Here is a 16222-nt window from a genome sequence, read left to right as displayed (position 1 = left end):
ATCTACTGGTTGCTGTAGTCGTAGAACCCGACTCCGGACTTCCGGCCCAGCTTGCCCTCGGCCACTAGGGACGCAACACGCGGGTTCGGCGCGTCTTCATCGGCACCGGTTTCCGCGTGCGTGGCCTGGGCAATGAAGTCGATAACGTCCAGGCCCACCATGTCCATGAGCGCGAAGGGGCCCATAGGGTGTCCCAGTGCCGTGCGCGCGGTGGTGTCGATGTCTTCGATGCTGGCGATGCCCTGATCTGCCAGGAAGAGCGCTTCGCGCTGGATGGCTCCCATGAGGCGGTTGGCGATGAACCCGGGGACCTCGCGGTTGATCAGCACCGGTTCCTTGCCCAGTCGGCGGGCCAGCTCCATGGTGGTCTCCACCGTGGAGTCGCTGGTGGCCTCGTGGCGGACGACTTCCACGCACTTCATGACCAGCGCCGGGTTGAAGAAGTGCATATTGCAGACCTGCGCCGGACGCCCGGTGGCGTCCGCGACCTTGGAGGATCCCAGCGTTGAGGAGTTGGTGGCCAGGATGGCGTGGGCCGGCGCCAGCACGCCGAGCTTCTCAAAGATCGAAGTTTTAATGTCCAACCGTTCGGTGGCTGCCTCGATCACGAAGTCTGCAGTCGCTGCCGCCGTATCTAAATCGGTGCTGTAGCCCAGTTTTTCCAGCGCCGCGTCGGCTACACCTTGCTCCAGCTTGCCCTTGGCCACCCGTGAGGCGGCCCAGCCTTCGAGCTCGGTGCGGGCTGCTGTCAGGCCGTCGGCGGAAATGTCTTGGATGATGGTCGAGTATCCGGCCAGTGCCGCGCTCATGGCGATCTGCCGGCCCATGGTCCCGGCGCCGATGACCAGAATGGTGGAAATGTTCTCGATGCCTGTCACTGCGCTCATTCTTGGCTCCGCACTTTCGTCAATTGTTTGCTGGCTCACCTTTTCGGCCATGCCCGATGTTTATCCTAGACACCAGACGGGGCGCCAACAGCATCCGGTCTTACCAGATGAGAAGTGGCGCCCCGACGAGGTTCTTGTTAGGCCCCGCGCAAATACACCGTGGTGGTGTGCGTGAAGAATTCCTTGGCCGCGCCGCCTTGCTCCTTCGGCCCGTAGCCGGATTTCTTGGCCCCACCGAAGGGCACATGTGGGTCGGCGCCGGCCGATTCGGAGTTCACGTGCAGGATCCCCACATCGATGGTTTCCATGGCTTCCAGGACTTTGCTCAGGTCCTGGGTGAAGACCGCGCAGCTGAGCCCGTATGCGGAATCGTTGGCCAGTGCAAACGCTTCGGCGGTGCTTGCCGCACGGCGCACTGCGAGCACCGGCCCGAAGAATTCATCTCGCCAGGCGTTGTTCTCTCCGGTCGGCAGCTCAAGGACCGTCGGAGCCACGAAAGCATCACCGAGACCAACGACATCGCCCTCGAAGCGAACTGTTGCACCGGCGGTGATCGATGCTGCAATGCCGGCCCTGATTTCTTCCGCCGCCGATACCGAGACCACTGGCCCCATGTGCACCGAGGGATCCGTAGGGTCCCCGGTCTTCCACTCGGAGAGCCGTTCACGCAACCGTGTCAGGAACACCTCGGCGATCGATTCCTGCAGGATCAGCCTCGAGGTCGCCGTGCACTTCTGCCCGGTGGAGCGGAAGGCGCCGAAGAGCACCTGTTCCACGGCAAGTTCCAGATCAGCGTCCTCGAGCACGACCGAGGCGTTTTTACCACCCATTTCCGCCTGGATCGGGACCCCTGCTTCGGCGGCGGTTGCCGCGAGCTTCCTGCCCACCCGAGTGGAACCGGTGAAGGTCAGTCCATCCAGATCCGGGTGGTTCACGATTCGGTCGCCCAGTGCCCCGGGGCCGATGACCAGATTCATCACACCGTCAGGCAGGCCCGCCTGGACCAAGCCTTGGGCCAGACGCATGGCCAGCAGCGGCACCGTGGAGGCAGGCTTCCACACCACGGTGTTGCCGAAGACCAGCGCCGGGGCGATCTTCCACGCCGGGATCGCGATCGGGAAGTTGAACGGAGTGATCACCCCGAGAACTCCCAGCGGTTTGCGGGTGACCAGGATCCGCTCCCCGCGGCGCGGGGAGGAAAAGACCTCCCCGGCCAGTCTGTCGCTTTCGGCGGAATAATAGGTAAGGATCTGTGCGGCGCGCAGCACCTCGCCCCGACCCTCGACAAAGGTCTTGCCTTCCTCCCGAGCCAGTTCGGATCCCCAGGCATCGGCGTTGGCGGTGATGATCCCTGCCGCGCGGGCCAGATAGGCGCCGCGCTCGGCCATCGGGGTCGCAGCCCAGTTTGCCGCCGCGGTGCGCGCTGCGTCCATGGCGGCGTCCACGTCTTCCACTGTGGCGGTGCCACCTGAGGCAACCACCTTCTCCGGGTCCGCCGGCGAGCTGGAGGCAAGTTCTTTTCCAGCGCCTTGCGCCCATTGCCCGTTGATGAGCAGGCGCAGCTGCACCGTCTCGGTGTGCGTCATGGTTTGAGTCATTTCTCGCCTCTTGGAAACAGAGTAGGGGGCTTAGCGGAAGGCTGGGACGCCGGTGAGCTTATTACCCAGGATCAATGTATGGACCTCGTCGGTGCCCTCATAGGTCCGCACCGATTCCAGGTTGTTGGCGTGGCGCAGCGGCGAATATTCAAGAGTGATCCCGTTGCCGCCCAAGATCGTGCGGGCCTCACGGGCGATCTTGATGGCTTCACGGCAGTTGTTCAGCTTCCCCACCGAGATCTGGTGCAGATCCAGAATCCCGGCATCCTTCATCCGCCCGATATGCAGGGCCAACAGGTAGCCCTTGTTGATCTCCATCGCCATGTCCACCAGCTTCTGCTGGGTCATCTGATAGCCGGCCAACGGCTTGTCGAACTGCATGCGCTGCTGCGAATAGGCCAGTGCGTCCTCGAAGGAATCACGGGCAGCACCCATCGCACCCCAGATGATCCCGTAGCGGGCCTCGTTCAGGCAGGAGAACGGTCCCTTGAGACCCACCACGTTCGGCAGCACCGCGCTGGACGGCAGGCGCACGTCGGTCAATTCGATTTCGCACTGGATCGAGGCACGCATCGAAAGCTTCTGTTCAATTGGGGTCGCCTTGAACCCGGCGCTCTGCGTGGGAACCACAAAGCCACGGATCCCCCCGTCCGTCTGAGCCCAGATCACCGCGACCTGGGCAACATTGGCCAGCCCGATCCAGCGCTTGGTCCCGTTGATAACCCAATCATCGCCATCTCGGCGGGCGAAGGTCTTCATGGCTGAGGGATCCGAGCCCGCCGTCGGCTCGGTCAAACCAAAGCAACCAATCGCCTCGCCCGCCGCCATCTTGGGCAGCCACTCCTGCTTTTGCTCCTCGGAGCCGTGCTTGTAGATCGCGCTCATGGCCAGCGAGCCTTGCACCGAGACAAAGGTGCGTAGCCCCGAGTCACCGGCCTCCAACTCGGAACCTGCCAGCCCGTATTCCACTGCCGTGCCCCCGGCACAGCCATAACCTTTCAAATGCATGCCCAACAGGCCCAGCTTGGCCATCTCCGGGACGATCTCCAGCGGGAAATGCGCGTTGTCGTACCAGGCGGCAATGTTCGGCTTAATGGCCTCGTCCACGAAAGAACGCACCTTCGAACGCAGCGCCAGTTCTTTTTCGCTGAGTAGCGCATCGAAGTTGATCAGATCCGCAGGATCCAACAGGTGGGATTCGTGGTCATTGAGGGTGAGGGTCATGGTGTTCTCCAAGGAAAGTCGTGCGTGTGCGTGTGGGGGTCGGCGCCGCTAGTTGGCGGCGTTGGTGATGGCGTCGGCCAGGACGGTGAGTCCGTCGCGCAGCAGCTCTTCGCCGATGACCAGCGGCGGCAGCAAGCGCACGACGTTGCCGTGCGTGCCGCAGGTCAGCGTGAGTACGCCAGCTGCGTGGCAGGCCGCCGAAATGTCCCTGGCTAGGTCCGCGCGCGGGGCCAGAGAACCGGCATCGGCGAATTCGATGGCGATCATCGCCCCGCGGCCACGGATCTCCGCGACGATGTTTGTGGAGGACAGTAGTGGCTCGAGGACTTCGCGAGCGACCTCTTCGATGCGACGGGCGTGCACCAGCAAGGAACCATCCTCAAATTGTTCGAAGACCGCCAGTGCTGCCTCACAGGCCAGTGGATTGCCGGCGTAGGTGCCGCCTAGTCCTCCGGTGTGCGGTGCGTTCATCAGTTCGACTCGTCCGGTGACGGCGGAAAGCGGGACTCCGTTGGCCAAGGCCTTGGCGGTGAGGATCAGGTCCCCTGCAACTCCCTCGTGTTCGGAGGCGAAGAGTGTGCCGGTGCGTCCCATGCCGGCCTGGATCTCGTCGAGGACCAGCACGATGCCGTACTTGTCGGCCAATGCGCGCAGGCCCAGGATGAACCCGGGCGCCGGGACGATGAAGCCACCCTCGCCCTGGATCGGTTCGATGACCATGGCGGCGAACGTGTCGGCGCCGTGTTCAAGGATGGTGGCCTCCACGGATTCCAGCGCTGCGGCGGCACCAGCGTCGAGGCCTTCGGCGGGGCGCAGCGGGTTCGCGGAGGCTGCCCGGACGACGTCGGTCGGCAACGGGCCGAAGTTCAGCTTGTACGGGTTGACTTTGGCGGTCATGGCCATGGTGAGCAGCGAGCGGCCATGGTAGGCCTCGTCGAAGACCAGCACGCTGGGTCGACCGGTGGCGGCACGGGCGATCTTGATGGCGTTTTCCACGGCTTCGGCGCCAGTGGTGAACAGCCCGGTGCGCTTCTCGAAGTCGCCGGGGGTGTTGGCGTTGAGCCACTTACAGACCTGCGTGAAGGAATCGTATTCGGTGACCATGAAACACGTGTGGGTGAAGGCCTCCAGCTGGGCGGCGACGCGCTCGGCGACCCGCTTGTTACTGGCACCCAACGACGTCACGGCAATGCCGGAGGCGAAATCAATGATCCGGTTTCCATCGACGTCCTCGATGATGCCGCCTTCGGCGCGAGCCACGAAGACCGGCAGCGCGATGCCAAATCCGTTGGTCACTTCCTGCGTACGCTCGGCGTGCAGGGCGGTGGAACGCGGGCCGGGGATCGCGGTGGCAAGGTGGCGGGTCTGGGTCACGGTCGAGGCCTCTGCAGCCAACAAGATTTCAGTCATAGAACCACGTTAGGACAGGAAGTGACACGCGTCATTGGATGATCCGTCCGATTTGGTGACTGTTGTTGGATAATTCAACCCATGATCTCTTTGTTGCAATTGGGTGCTGAGCTCGGACCCGAGCTGGTTCCGGGGCCCGGGGCGGATTTCAGCGCCAAGCCGGTCACTGGCGTACATGTTTCCGAACTGGAGGACCCGACCCCGTATCTCGAGGGCGGCGAACTACTGCTGACTACCGGCATGCCCTTTGCAAAATCGGCCGCTCTCTCGTTCGCTTACATGAAGCGGTTGGGCACCAGGAACGTGCACGCGGTGGGACTGGGCCTGGGGCCCTGGCTCACCGAGGTACCAGATCACGTGCGTGAGGCAGCTGCCGCGGCGGGCATTGAACTGGCAGTAGTCCCTGACTCGGTGCCTTTCCAGCATGTCAGCCGCGCCTACTGGCGTTTGGCGGCCAGAGACGACACCTCAAACCTGATGGACTCCTTGGGCACCCAGACGGCCTTGGCCCGCGCCGCGATGCGCCCCGATGCCACCCTTGCGGTGGTACGCGGGCTGGCCCAAGCACTGGGCGGGTGGGCTGCCTACCTGCCGGCGAACGGCGGGGGCGAGACGGTATGGCCGGCCTCGGCCGGAGCCTTGGTGGGCGATCTGCGCGCAGAATCGATCCGCTTCAACAAGGCGGGCGTGCCCTCGGCTGCGACCTTCGAGGTCCACGGCCAGCCGGTGGTGCTCTACCCGATCCTGGTGGGCACCCGCATCCACGGCTTTTTGTGCATCGGCTCCGGGCGCACCCTGACCAAGGCCGACCGGCAGGTCATCATGACGGTCTCGACGTTGCTGGCCCTGCGAGCGCGGCAGCGCGAGGTCATCACCGGAACCACCACCGCACTGGGCGCGGTGACGGCCAAGTTACTGCTGCATGGTCAGGGCGAGGCCGCACACATGGTGGCCGAAGACGTGGGACTGGGAGAGCTACCCAACCGGGTGCGGTTGCTGGGGATCAGACTCTCCCCCGGGGACGACGCCGGGTTGGCGGCCCGCGCCGCGGCCCGCCTGCTGCCGGATGCGGGCCTGCCCGTCCTGGGTGCGGCGGTGGAAGCATGCGTGTTGCGCCATGCGGAGGAGTCACTGTTGTTCCTCATCCTGCCGGCAGCCGGATTGGGTGCTGGCACCTCGGGCACGGCGGAGACACTGGAGGAAAACGCGTTGCTGGGTTTGGTCGGGGAAGCTGCCACGGAGGTTTCCGGCGACCTCGCCGCGGCCCTGGGCGACCCGGTGGGACTCGGCGAGATCCAGGGGAACCTGGCGGTGCTGCGCCAAGCGACGTTGAAGGCACCGGCCGGACGGCTGGTGGCAGTGGGCGCCAGCGAGGACGCCCGCGCCGCAGGATGGGTCCAGGCACTGGCCGACTACCCGCGTGCGGATCTGCTGGGAACCGTCAGGGCTTACCTGGCCGCGCGCGGCACGTGGGAGGATGCCGCCCGAAACTTGGGCATCCACAGAAATTCCTTGCGGCACCGGATCTCGGTGGCGGGCTCCCTGCTGGGTATCGACTTTGATGATCCGGATGTCGCCGCGCACCTGTGGTTGGCGCTGCGCCGCGAGGAATCAGGGACGCTGCCGCGCTAATCCCCCGAGGTCTTCCGCGGAGTGACTGTCACTACCCAGCCAGGCACGGATCTGCTCGGTGTGTTCTCCCAGTTGCGGCGGTGCCGCGGTCGGCGGGTTAAGCGCCGGGGTCCAGGTGATGGGGTGGCGCACCTGCCGCCCCACGGCGATGCCCTCGGAATTGTGTACCTCGATGACCGGGTCCAATCCCAAGGACTCTGCGTAGGCCAGGCCCTCATCGATGCCGGCGATCTTGCCGGATGGAACACCCCGCAGGGTGAACCTGGCCTGCCAGTTCGCTCCGGTGTCTGCACCCAAGGCTTCCTCAAGGAGCCCGACGAGCACCTCTCGGTTGGCCACGCGGGCCGAGTTAGTGGCGAAGCGGGAATCTGAGGCTAGCTCCGGTTTCCCGATCTCGGCGCAGAGCCGCACGAATTGTCCATCATTGCCGCAGGCCACCGCGACGGAACCGTCGGCGCAGGCCAGCAGCTGGTAGGGCACGATCGAGGGATGATCATTGCCCATCCGCGAAGCGACCTTGCCGGCCCCCAAGTAGGCCTGGCCCTGGTTGGCCAGTGCCCCCTGCAGGCTGGAGAGCAGGTTGACCTCCACGTGCGCCCCGGCCCCGGAAGTCTTCCGGGCGTTCAGCGCTGCCAGCACACCGATGGTGGCATCCTTGGCGGTCAGCACGTCCACCAGCGCCACTCCTGCCTTCATAGGGTCAGCATCCGCCTCACCGGTGATCGACATCAGCCCACCGAGGGCCTGGACGATGAAGTCGTAGCCGGGCAGGTCCGCTCCTGCCGCGGAACCGAAGCCGGAGATCGAGGCGTAGATGAGCCCCGGGTTCATGGCCGATAGCTCCGCGTAGCCCAGCCCGAGCTTGGTCATGCCACCAGGCTTGAAGTTTTCCACCAGCACGTCGGCGCGCAGCGCCAGCTCCTGGGCCAGCCTTCGGTCCGCGGGGTCAGCAAGGTCTAGGGCGACTGATTGCTTGTTGCGGTTCACCGACTCGAAATATGTGGATCCTGTGGCGGAGAACGGTGGACCCCAGCTGCGGGTGTCATCCCCCGTTCCGGGACGCTCGACCTTGATGACGGTGGCACCGAGGTCTGCCAGCGTCATGGTGCACAACGGGCCGGCCAGTACCCGGGAGAAGTCGGCGACGAGGATTCCCTCGAGGGGGCGATTGGTACTCATGCGCGTTCTGATTCCTTGATTGTCTTGGGCGTAGGTGTGTGTTGCGGAGCCGTTGCGGGCAGGGGGCTGACCTTGGCCGCCTTGCGCATGGCCAATCGTGCGAGCAGCTCGTCCTCGGCATTGACCCCGGGCACGATGCCACGCGGGACCCGCACCAGGAAGATGAAGCCCAGGGCCCACCAGGCTCCGAAGAGCAGCCAGGGCTGGATGCCGATGGCAGCGGGCATGCCCGGCAGGTAGAGGCTGATCAGCCCGGCACAGAACAGCACCGAGGTCACGCCGATCGCCTTACCGAAGTTGCCCTTTCCGCCGATGCGCAGCGGACGAATCATCATCGGTTCGCGCTTGCGCAGGATCACGAAGGCGACACCGACCAGCAGGTAGGCGATGACGATGGACGGGGAGCCGGAATCGACCAGCCAACCGAGCATGGCAGATCCGAAGAACGGTGCCAGGACCGAGAGCCCGCCGATGAACAGCAGGGCATTGACCGGGGTGTGGTATTTCGGGTGCAGTTTGGCGAACCAGCCCGGCAGCATCCCCGAGGCGGCCATGGCGTAGAGCAGTCGCGAGGCACCCATGAGCAGGGAGTTCCAGGAGGTGAGGATTCCGGCGATGCCGCCGCAGATCAGCACCTTGGCCATCATCTCCGAGCCAAATAGTGCACCCATGGCATCGGCAGTTGCCAGTTCGGAGCCGCCTAGTGCGCCCGAGCCCAGGCCTGATGAGGTGGCGAGGATGACCATGACGTACCAGGCGGTGGCGATAAGCACGGCGATCACCACGTACTTGCCGATGCGTCGCGGCTCGATGTCGCACTCCTCGGCCGATTGCGGGATCACGTCGAAGCCAACGAACATGAACGGGACGATGATCATCACGCCGAAGAACCCCGCAACACCGTTGCTGAAGAACGGTTCCATGTTTTGGGTGGATCCGCCGGTGAAGGAGCCGAAGAGCAGCACCGCGCCGATGGCGAAGAGGAAGAGCACCACGAAGGTCTGCACAACTCCGGCGGTCTTGATGCCGCGGATGTTGATCGCGGTGATCACCACGCCGCCGAGCACCCCGACCAGCGCCCAGGTCAGATAGACCTCGGAGCCGGCAATATCCCAGAGATGGATCTTGTTCATCTCCGGGAAAAGATAAAGCGCGGTCTTGGGCAACGCCACCGCTTCGAAGGCCACGATGGTGATGTAGCCGCCCACAATGGCCCAGGAACCGGCAAAGGACCAGCGCGCGCCCATGGCCCGCAGCAGGTAGTTGTGTTCCCCTCCGGCCCGCGGCATCGCTGCCACAAGCTCGGCGTAGGTCAACCCGACCACTGCCATGATGCCGCCGCCGACCACCATCGCCAGGGCGGCACCCATCGGGCCCGCGGTGGTGATCCAGCCACCGGTCAGCACCACCCAACCGAAGCCGATCATGGCCCCAACGCCGATGGCGAGGGTGTCCCACCGTCCTAGGACCTTTTTGAGCTGTGGGGTAGGAGTGTTGCCTTGCGTGGGAATGCTGGTCATCGCGGTTCCTTCCGTGGGTACGACGTAGCTCACACTACGGAAGGGGAGTGACGGATGTCTCGGATAGATCATCCAAGGTTCGGGTCACTTCATCCGAACACAACGGTCTTTACTGACCCCTGAAGCCAGAATTCCGGGCACCTGTGCGCGAGAACCCGGCGGCGATTGCCATTTCCCTCAGGCAACTGCAATGGGCGCCCTAGGGCGTCGACACTGCCCCATGATGTCCTTAAGGGGAACGCTCTCCCGGACGTCCGCGCCCACGGTTCTTCTTGAAGTCGGCTTCCGCATACTGCACCGCGGAAACCCATATAAGGCCAAGTAAGCGATTCAGGGCTCGGCGATGGGTGCTGGGGCCCGGCATCTCGCTGTCGGGAGCGGCATCGTGCCTACTACCGCAAGGAGCTCCTCGCCAGGCATGCTCCTGAGGAAACACGACATAGACTGAGCCACGATGAGAGAGATCGACCAAGAAGTTAATTAAGTCCGGTTCGAGCATGATGCCACGGACGAAATTTGGGCTGAGATCGCGAGTCTCTTCGTCTTGAGCTTCGCGGCCCCTCCTTACAATGAATCACCAGACAAACTACAAAGCATTGATCAATGGGGCCCCGGCCAACTTGCTAGTCCTGGCGGACGACTTATCGCGGCTAGACACGATGGACACCTGGTCGGCTTTGCATTGTCTCAGAGGCTTGACCAGGACAGCTCCTGGCTGCGACGACTAAGCGCAATGCTACCAACGCTAGGTGTGGCAATCTCGCCTTCGAGAACCGTTATTGTCCAGGAACTCGCTGTCGACGAAAACTTTCGAGGCCGCGGGATAGCCAAACAGTGCATACGTGAACTCCTCTCGAGCCGAACCGAAAAGGATGCCGTCCTGGGTGTTTTCGGCCAGGCATCCCAGGTCCGAGAGATTTATAGACACTGGGGTTTTTCGGAGCTCGGCACCTCTCCCATTTACGGTGGAACCGTGACCCTGCATGCCTTGCATCATAAACTTCCCTGGACGGGCTAGTCATCTAGCCGCCACCCGTCCCCCCAAAATTCGCTTGGTTTGTTGTCATTTGCCGAAGGCGACTGCACTGACTATTCAAAGTCGCCAGCGCAGCGATTGCGAGTCCGCAAGTTGAACATGGATCGGGCACCGGGAACGCCACCCGAGTTCAGTGACATTCGGAATGTCTCAGTTCGCATTCACCTCATTTGAGGCGAGAGTACATGTACATGTCTTTACGCTGCCCGCCGACTTCCTGCCAACTATGTAGCAACCCCTCCCGCGAGTAGCCGCAGCGCTCGGCGGCTCGCCAAGAACCTTGATTCCAAGGCTCGACGTAAAGTTCCAAACGATGAATCTCTGGCAGGCTTAGCCCCCACCCTGATAAGGCATCCAGGGCGGCAGAGACTATTCCTTTGTTGCGATGACGCGGTCCAATCCAGTGTCCAATGCTGGCGCGGCCTTGACCGGAATTTTTCAGCCACAGTCCGATTTGGCCCAGTGCTTGATCAGAGCTTGCATCCACGATGGCGTATGAATATCCGGATCGATCCACAAGCCGATGGTGCTGCCGGTCGATGAAATTGAGTATTTCCTTATCCGTTCCGTTGCTAGGAACAGTCGTAATCAAAGGAATCAATGGATCGACCGATGCTTCTCGAACCAGCTCAGCATCCTTGGCCTCGAATGGGCGTAGGCGAAATTCCAAGGCATCCAAGACGGGTTGGTTCAAAGGGTCCATTCAGAGAGCCTAACGGTTCTGATCGAGGACTAACTCTGAGAAATCTACGACGTTCGCCAACAGTCCCGGCCGTTCACCGGAACCTGTGCAGAGGATTTTCGAAATTTTCGAAACAGCCTGGTTCCGCAGGTGCCAGATTCCCATATACCGTGCCCGAGAAAAAGCCCAGTGGAGCAGGGGCTAAACGCTGCACTCAAAGCCTTGACGCGACTTCTGATCGGATACGCGCCTTAGGTCAGCGCTCAGCTGTCTTGGCACAATGCTCAGGACTTCGGAATGTTCAGTGCAGTCATCTTCGGAAAACGACGGCGCTTGCCTCAGATGGTTCGGCGCAGCGGGACTTCCTTGATGAACAGGATGCACACCAGTGCGACCACCGCGACGGCGGCCGAGGTCATGAACACCACTCCGGTGGCATCGCCGAAGGAGGATTCATAGATGGCGCGCACTGCCGGCGGCATGTTGCTCAGGTTCAGCGAGGTGCCACCTGCGGCTCCTCCGGAGCCGTCCGGGGAAATCAGGTGGGCCGAGGTCAGGGCATCGGTGACCAGCACACCGACCTTGTCCGAAAGCATCGCACCGAGGACCGCGACGCCGGCGGCGCCGCCGACCGAGCGGAAGAAAGCAACTGACGAACTGGCCGTGCCGATGTCGGTGACCTTGACCGTGTTCTGCACTGCCAGGACCAGGTTCTGCATCATGAAGCCCATGCCCAGGCCGTTGAAGAACATGCCAAGGGCGAGGATCCAATAGTCGGTGTCGTGGGCCATGGTGCCCAGCAGGGCCAGCGCACCCACGTTCGCGATGGATCCGATGACCAGGAAGATCTTCCAGCGCCCGTAGCGGGAGATGAGCTGGCCGGAGAAAACCGATCCGAACAGGTTGCCGGCGATCATCGGCAGGGTCATGATCCCGGCGATGGTCGGGGTCGCATCGCGTGCCACCTGGAAGTATTGGCCAAGGAAGGCGCCGGTGCCGAACATCGCAACACCGATGGAAATGGAGGCGAGGATTGCCAGTGCGGTGGTCCGGGTGGCGATGATGCGCAGCGGGATCACCGGTTCGGGAACCCGGCCCTCGACCCAGATCAACAGGGCGATCAGCACCAGTGAGCCGCCGACCATCACATAGGTTTGCCATGAATTGAATTCAAAGAAGCCTTCTTTGCCCACATAGGAGACCCAGATCAGCAACGTGGAGACGGAAATGGTCACGAGCACCGCACCAGCCCAGTCGATGTAGACCTTGCGGGCGATGTGGGCGATGTACAGGGTCTTGTGGATCAGTACCATCGAGACGATGGCGATGGGAACCCCGATGAAGAAGGTCCAACGCCAGCCCAACGGGGAGTCGACGATCAACCCGCCCAGCAGCGGTCCACCGGCGGTGGCCGCGGCCATGACACCGCCAAAGTAGCCGGAATAGCGGCCGCGCTCACGCGGCGGGATGACGGTGCCGATCACCGCCATTCCCATCGCGGTGAGCCCGCCCATGCCGACGCCCTGGATGACACGGGCTCCCATAAGCATCGGGATATTGATGGCGAAACCGGCCAGCATGGAACCGAACACGAAGATGATGATGCCCAGTTGCAGCAGCTTCTTCTTGTCAAAGAGGTCCGCGAGCTTGCCCCAGATCGGGGTGGTGGCGGCATTGGCCAGCAAGGCTGCGGTGATGACCCAGTTGAAGTCGGTCTGCGTACCATCCAGCGCATCCATGATCGTGGGCAGTGCGATGGCGACGATGGTCGAGGCCAGCATGGCCGCGAAGAAGGAAGCCAACACTCCGGTGATGGAGCGCAGCACTTCCTTCTGGGTCATTTGCGGCTGGTCCCCCGGACGTTCCAGCGGCCTGTCGACGGACTGTTTTTCAGTCATCCGCGTCCCCCTTCGGGGCTGTGGGGGGTCTTCGGGCCGAGGGAGACGCTTCCGGCGCGCAACACCTCTTGGATCTTGTTCACCGTGGTTGTTGCGGCGGCGATGTCCGTTTCATCCCATTCTTCGAGCAGCCCCGCGAGCATGCCGGTTCGTCTGGCGTAGGCCTGTTCAAGTTCCTCGAGTCCCCGGGCAGTCAACGAGATCAGTTGCGCCCGCGCATCGACGGGGCTGGGGGTGCGTTCCAGCAGCCCCGAACCTTCCAGCTCCGCGACTTGCCGGCTCAGTGCCGCGGGCCCGACCCCGACCCACTTGGCGATGTCGGTGGCTCGAGTGGGCTCATTGCGCTGGATGTAGGCCAGCACGCCCAGGGCCGCGAAGCCCAATGAACCGCTCATCTCCCCCACATGCTCCACGCAGCGCAACGTGCGCCGCAGCGCCATGAGACTTTCGACCAGTTCCAGGGTTGATGATTCACCGCGAGGCAACGGAGCCGACTCCTTCACAAATATGGTTGACCTAGGCAAATGTTGCCTAGGTCAACCATATTGGCAATTTAGTTGCCCAGTCAAACTAACTTCACGCATGCCGTAGTCCGGCTAGGGTTGTTGATCGTGAGCACCGACAACTTCAGCATCTCAGATATCGAGTTGGCCGCACGTCTTCGCACCGTCGCCCTGGACGCGGCACGGCAGGCGGCCCCGATCCTGCGCGATGCCTTCCGCCACGGCGTGGAGCGGGAGAACAAGACCAACGCTCACGACCTAGTTACTGCCTTCGACAGGCAAAGCGAGCAGATCATCGGCGAACATCTTTTGGCCGCGGAGCCGGACTCCTGGGTCTTGGGAGAAGAAGGCGGAAGCACCGGGAACGGGAGCATCCAGTGGATCGTGGATCCGATCGACGGCACCAGCAATTTCACCCACGGGGTCGCATTCTTCTGCATCTCGATCGCCGCAGCCCGGGACGGGGTGTTGCTCGCCGCTGTCGTGTTGGATCCGATCGCCAGGCTGGAGTTCACGGCCGACGCCCAACATGCTTACCTCGATGGCCGCATCATCGCTCCGTCGCCGCGGCCCGCGCAGTCCCACGCGAACATCATGACCGACTACCCCTCTGCCGAGGCCCTGGTCACCGACGGGGATCTGGCGTTGGAGACATTCGGTTCTTGGGTCTCAGCGTTTGCCACGGTGCGTCGAAAGGTCTCGGCCGCGCTGGCCCTGGCTCATGTTGCAGCCGGCTGGTGCGATGCAACCATCGGTTTTGATACCAAGCCCTGGGATGTCTCGGCCGGAGCCCTGCTGGTGCGTCGGGCCGGCGGACGCTTTCAGGGTTTCAGCTACGACGGCCGCGACCGCCCGGCCCACGAGGCTCCCTGCTTCATGGCACTGGGACCCGGCGCGGAGTACCCCGTGTTGGAGGCCTCGGTCCAGCGGATTCTTGCCGCGCGCAAGGTCGCGTGGCACGCGAAGTAGATCAGTTCGCTTCGTGTGCGCTGATCTCTTCGGGGAATTCGATGTCTTCGACCTTGCGCAGCAATACGTCACTGAGTTCGCAGCTGGCTGTTGCGTGGGGCCCCTGGTCATCGTCAGCCACCAAGAGGTTGCCGATCGAGTCGTAGATCTCGCACCCCACGGCCCCGCCGGCGGGGTCCATAGCGGTGGCGGTGATGGCGCCATAGAGCGTGGAAGCGTCCACCGTTTGCTTGAACGACCCTTGTCGGTCGCTCGTTTCGGGGCTTTCGCTGGTCGTCGTGACAGCGACTTGGTACTCACTGTCGCCGCTCGCCCTGAACTCGAAGCTTTGGGTGTTGTCGAAGAACGACATCAGGGTGGAAAACAGGACCGCATAGAGGATTGAGACCAGCACCCCGAAGGTTCCTGTCATCAGCGCGGTGACGCTAAAACCTCGACGGGGGATCCGCTTCGCGATGGCCACGATGCCCAACACCATGGCTAGGGGCCCGAGCGCAAAGGCAATGAACCCGAAGAACGGGATCAAGGAAATCACCGCGGCAGCGATTCCGGTGATCATGGCGAATACCGTCACTCCGTGGGTACGGGGAGGGATGTAGCGGCCGTCGTGTCCGTAGTAGCCCTGGGTCGGATCTTGGCCGGGGTAGAACCCCGGGCGATAGCCCTGATATGGCAGCTGTGACTCGGCGTACTGCCCCTGGTACCCACCGTTGGATGGCCACTGTCCGTGGGCGGTATCACCGCCCGGGCGGGCATACGGATCAGTCATGAGGCTCCTGGAACGTACGGGGACGAGATCGGCACACGCCGAATGCCGTACACAAAGAAATTACCTCTTTCACGCCACTTAAGCACAATTCTTGTGCTTAGTCCGACCCATCAGCCAGACGATAGCTGGACCCATCGGGTTGGCGCAGCAGCATGCCATAGTCGACAAGATAGCGGCGCAGAAGCACCGGATCATCACTGTACTGTCCCAGCTTTGCTGTCAGTTCCGCCTCGGCGAGGTGTTCTCCGTGCTTCATGACTTTTGCGGCGACCACACGCAACATCCCCATGCGCTCGTCGAGTTTCTTGGGGTAGCGCTCGATGCGGCCCTCCGCATCGAAATAGCGGTCGGTGCCCACCCGTGGTTGCTTGCGTGCCCCAGAATCCAGAAGCCTGGAAAACAGCTCGGAGTCAACCCGACCACGCTCATCGAGCAGACCGGCCTTGGCTAGGTTGGTCCGAGCCTTGGCCACACGCTCGGGGCGGAGGTCACTGTCGATCTCCAGGATCTGTGCGGCGTAGTAGCGGCGGGTCTCCTCGTTGGCCAGGGCCCCAAACACCTGGCGCCAGTCGCCCGCCGGTTCCTGCAGTGGATCCTTCATGGTTCTTCCCTCGTTTTTCTCGTTTTTTCGGCCTACCCTGAGGATATGGCTACTCTATTTCATCGAAATGCGCAGACTGCCGTACATCACCACGGCGGTGGTTCCCTCATCCTTGGCGGAATCTTGGCGGCGTTGCTCTTCATCACGTACGCCGTTTTCCTGATTGACGCCCAAGGCACGTGGGTACCGATGATCATCGGTTTTTCTTTCAGCATCTCGGCTGTGCTCTTTGGGGTGGTTTACCACTTCACGCACTGACCAAACCCACGCGCACCGGGCCACCATCGTTCCTTCGCGCACCAAAGTGAACCGCG

General features: G+C 62.8%; 15 protein-coding genes. 3 read left to right on the top strand and 12 right to left on the bottom strand.

From position 1 onward, the window contains the following. Nucleotides 1-2: 2 nt before the first annotated feature. The 4 genes from ADIAG_RS13665 to ADIAG_RS13650 form a co-directional block, all read right to left on the bottom strand. Nucleotides 3-887 (bottom strand): 3-hydroxyacyl-CoA dehydrogenase family protein, encoded by an 885-nt coding sequence (locus ADIAG_RS13665; RefSeq protein ID WP_007271976.1) that lies wholly within the window; start codon nucleotides 885-887, stop codon nucleotides 3-5. Nucleotides 888-1024: 137 nt separating this feature from the next. Continuing rightward, a complete protein-coding gene (locus ADIAG_RS13660; RefSeq protein WP_007271975.1) occupies nucleotides 1025-2485 on the bottom strand; it encodes an aldehyde dehydrogenase family protein in 1461 nt (486 codons plus the stop codon). A gap of 30 nt (nucleotides 2486-2515) precedes the next feature. Further along, the gene (locus ADIAG_RS13655) at nucleotides 2516-3709 is read right to left on the bottom strand and encodes an acyl-CoA dehydrogenase family protein (protein ID WP_007271974.1); all 1194 of its coding nucleotides are present in this window, start codon (nucleotides 3707-3709) and stop codon (nucleotides 2516-2518) included. A gap of 48 nt (nucleotides 3710-3757) precedes the next feature. Beyond that, complete coding sequence (locus ADIAG_RS13650; protein WP_007271973.1) at nucleotides 3758-5119, bottom strand: aminotransferase class III-fold pyridoxal phosphate-dependent enzyme; 1362 nt, start codon at nucleotides 5117-5119, stop codon at nucleotides 3758-3760. 81 nt (nucleotides 5120-5200) lie between these two features. Here ADIAG_RS13650 and ADIAG_RS13645 point away from each other — a divergent pair, with 81 nt between their 5' ends. After that, nucleotides 5201-6751: a PucR family transcriptional regulator gene (locus ADIAG_RS13645; RefSeq protein WP_007271972.1), complete on the top strand. Its 1551-nt coding sequence runs from the start codon at nucleotides 5201-5203 to the stop codon at nucleotides 6749-6751. On the opposite strand, the gene ADIAG_RS13640 is transcribed toward ADIAG_RS13645, so the two are convergent. Beyond that, nucleotides 6731-7930: a CaiB/BaiF CoA transferase family protein gene (locus ADIAG_RS13640; RefSeq protein ID WP_007271971.1), complete on the bottom strand. Its 1200-nt coding sequence runs from the start codon at nucleotides 7928-7930 to the stop codon at nucleotides 6731-6733. The genes ADIAG_RS13645 and ADIAG_RS13640 overlap by 21 nt on opposite strands. After that, nucleotides 7927-9450, bottom strand: coding sequence for an APC family permease (locus tag ADIAG_RS13635; RefSeq protein ID WP_007271970.1), 1524 nt, complete (start codon nucleotides 9448-9450; stop codon nucleotides 7927-7929). Before ADIAG_RS13635 ends, ADIAG_RS13640 begins: the two co-directional genes overlap by 4 nt. Nucleotides 9451-9994: 544 nt before the next feature. Between ADIAG_RS13635 and ADIAG_RS22675 the strand changes: the two genes are divergently transcribed. Beyond that, nucleotides 9995-10468: a GNAT family N-acetyltransferase gene (locus ADIAG_RS22675; protein WP_161623961.1), complete on the top strand. Its 474-nt coding sequence runs from the start codon at nucleotides 9995-9997 to the stop codon at nucleotides 10466-10468. 184 nt (nucleotides 10469-10652) lie between these two features. On the opposite strand, the gene ADIAG_RS20955 is transcribed toward ADIAG_RS22675, so the two are convergent. From ADIAG_RS20955 to ADIAG_RS13620, 3 genes are all read right to left on the bottom strand, one after another. Beyond that, nucleotides 10653-11189, bottom strand: a complete 537-nt coding sequence (locus ADIAG_RS20955) for a GNAT family N-acetyltransferase (RefSeq protein WP_083874131.1) — start codon at nucleotides 11187-11189, stop codon at nucleotides 10653-10655. 317 nt (nucleotides 11190-11506) lie between these two features. Next, nucleotides 11507-13066 (bottom strand): MFS transporter, encoded by a 1560-nt coding sequence (locus ADIAG_RS13625; RefSeq protein ID WP_007271968.1) that lies wholly within the window; start codon nucleotides 13064-13066, stop codon nucleotides 11507-11509. Beyond that, nucleotides 13063-13551 (bottom strand): MarR family winged helix-turn-helix transcriptional regulator, encoded by a 489-nt coding sequence (locus ADIAG_RS13620; RefSeq protein WP_007271967.1) that lies wholly within the window; start codon nucleotides 13549-13551, stop codon nucleotides 13063-13065. The genes ADIAG_RS13625 and ADIAG_RS13620 overlap by 4 nt, the downstream gene beginning before the upstream one ends. 126 nt (nucleotides 13552-13677) lie before the next feature. Here ADIAG_RS13620 and ADIAG_RS13615 point away from each other — a divergent pair, with 126 nt between their 5' ends. Next, nucleotides 13678-14538, top strand: coding sequence for an inositol monophosphatase family protein (locus ADIAG_RS13615; RefSeq protein ID WP_007271966.1), 861 nt, complete (start codon nucleotides 13678-13680; stop codon nucleotides 14536-14538). Nucleotide 14539: 1 nt separating this feature from the next. On the opposite strand, the gene ADIAG_RS20365 is transcribed toward ADIAG_RS13615, so the two are convergent. From ADIAG_RS20365 to ADIAG_RS13600, 3 genes are all read right to left on the bottom strand, one after another. Beyond that, nucleotides 14540-15307, bottom strand: coding sequence for a DUF4190 domain-containing protein (locus tag ADIAG_RS20365; RefSeq protein WP_007271965.1), 768 nt, complete (start codon nucleotides 15305-15307; stop codon nucleotides 14540-14542). Between the two features lie 97 nt (nucleotides 15308-15404). Beyond that, nucleotides 15405-15908 carry a DUF2087 domain-containing protein gene (locus ADIAG_RS20360; RefSeq protein ID WP_007271964.1) on the bottom strand — a complete coding sequence of 168 codons (504 nt, stop codon included), beginning with the start codon at nucleotides 15906-15908 and terminating at the stop codon, nucleotides 15405-15407. Between the two features lie 54 nt (nucleotides 15909-15962). Then, the gene (locus tag ADIAG_RS13600; protein WP_043475029.1) at nucleotides 15963-16163 is read right to left on the bottom strand and encodes a hypothetical protein; all 201 of its coding nucleotides are present in this window, start codon (nucleotides 16161-16163) and stop codon (nucleotides 15963-15965) included. Nucleotides 16164-16222 lie beyond the last annotated feature (59 nt).

The sequence above is a fragment of the Paeniglutamicibacter gangotriensis Lz1y genome (assembly GCF_000348945.1).
Classification (GTDB): Bacteria; Actinomycetota; Actinomycetes; order Actinomycetales; family Micrococcaceae; genus Paeniglutamicibacter; species Paeniglutamicibacter gangotriensis.
The sequence above is the reverse complement of the archived record's forward strand: the minus strand, read 5'-3'. Positions and strand labels throughout refer to the sequence as shown.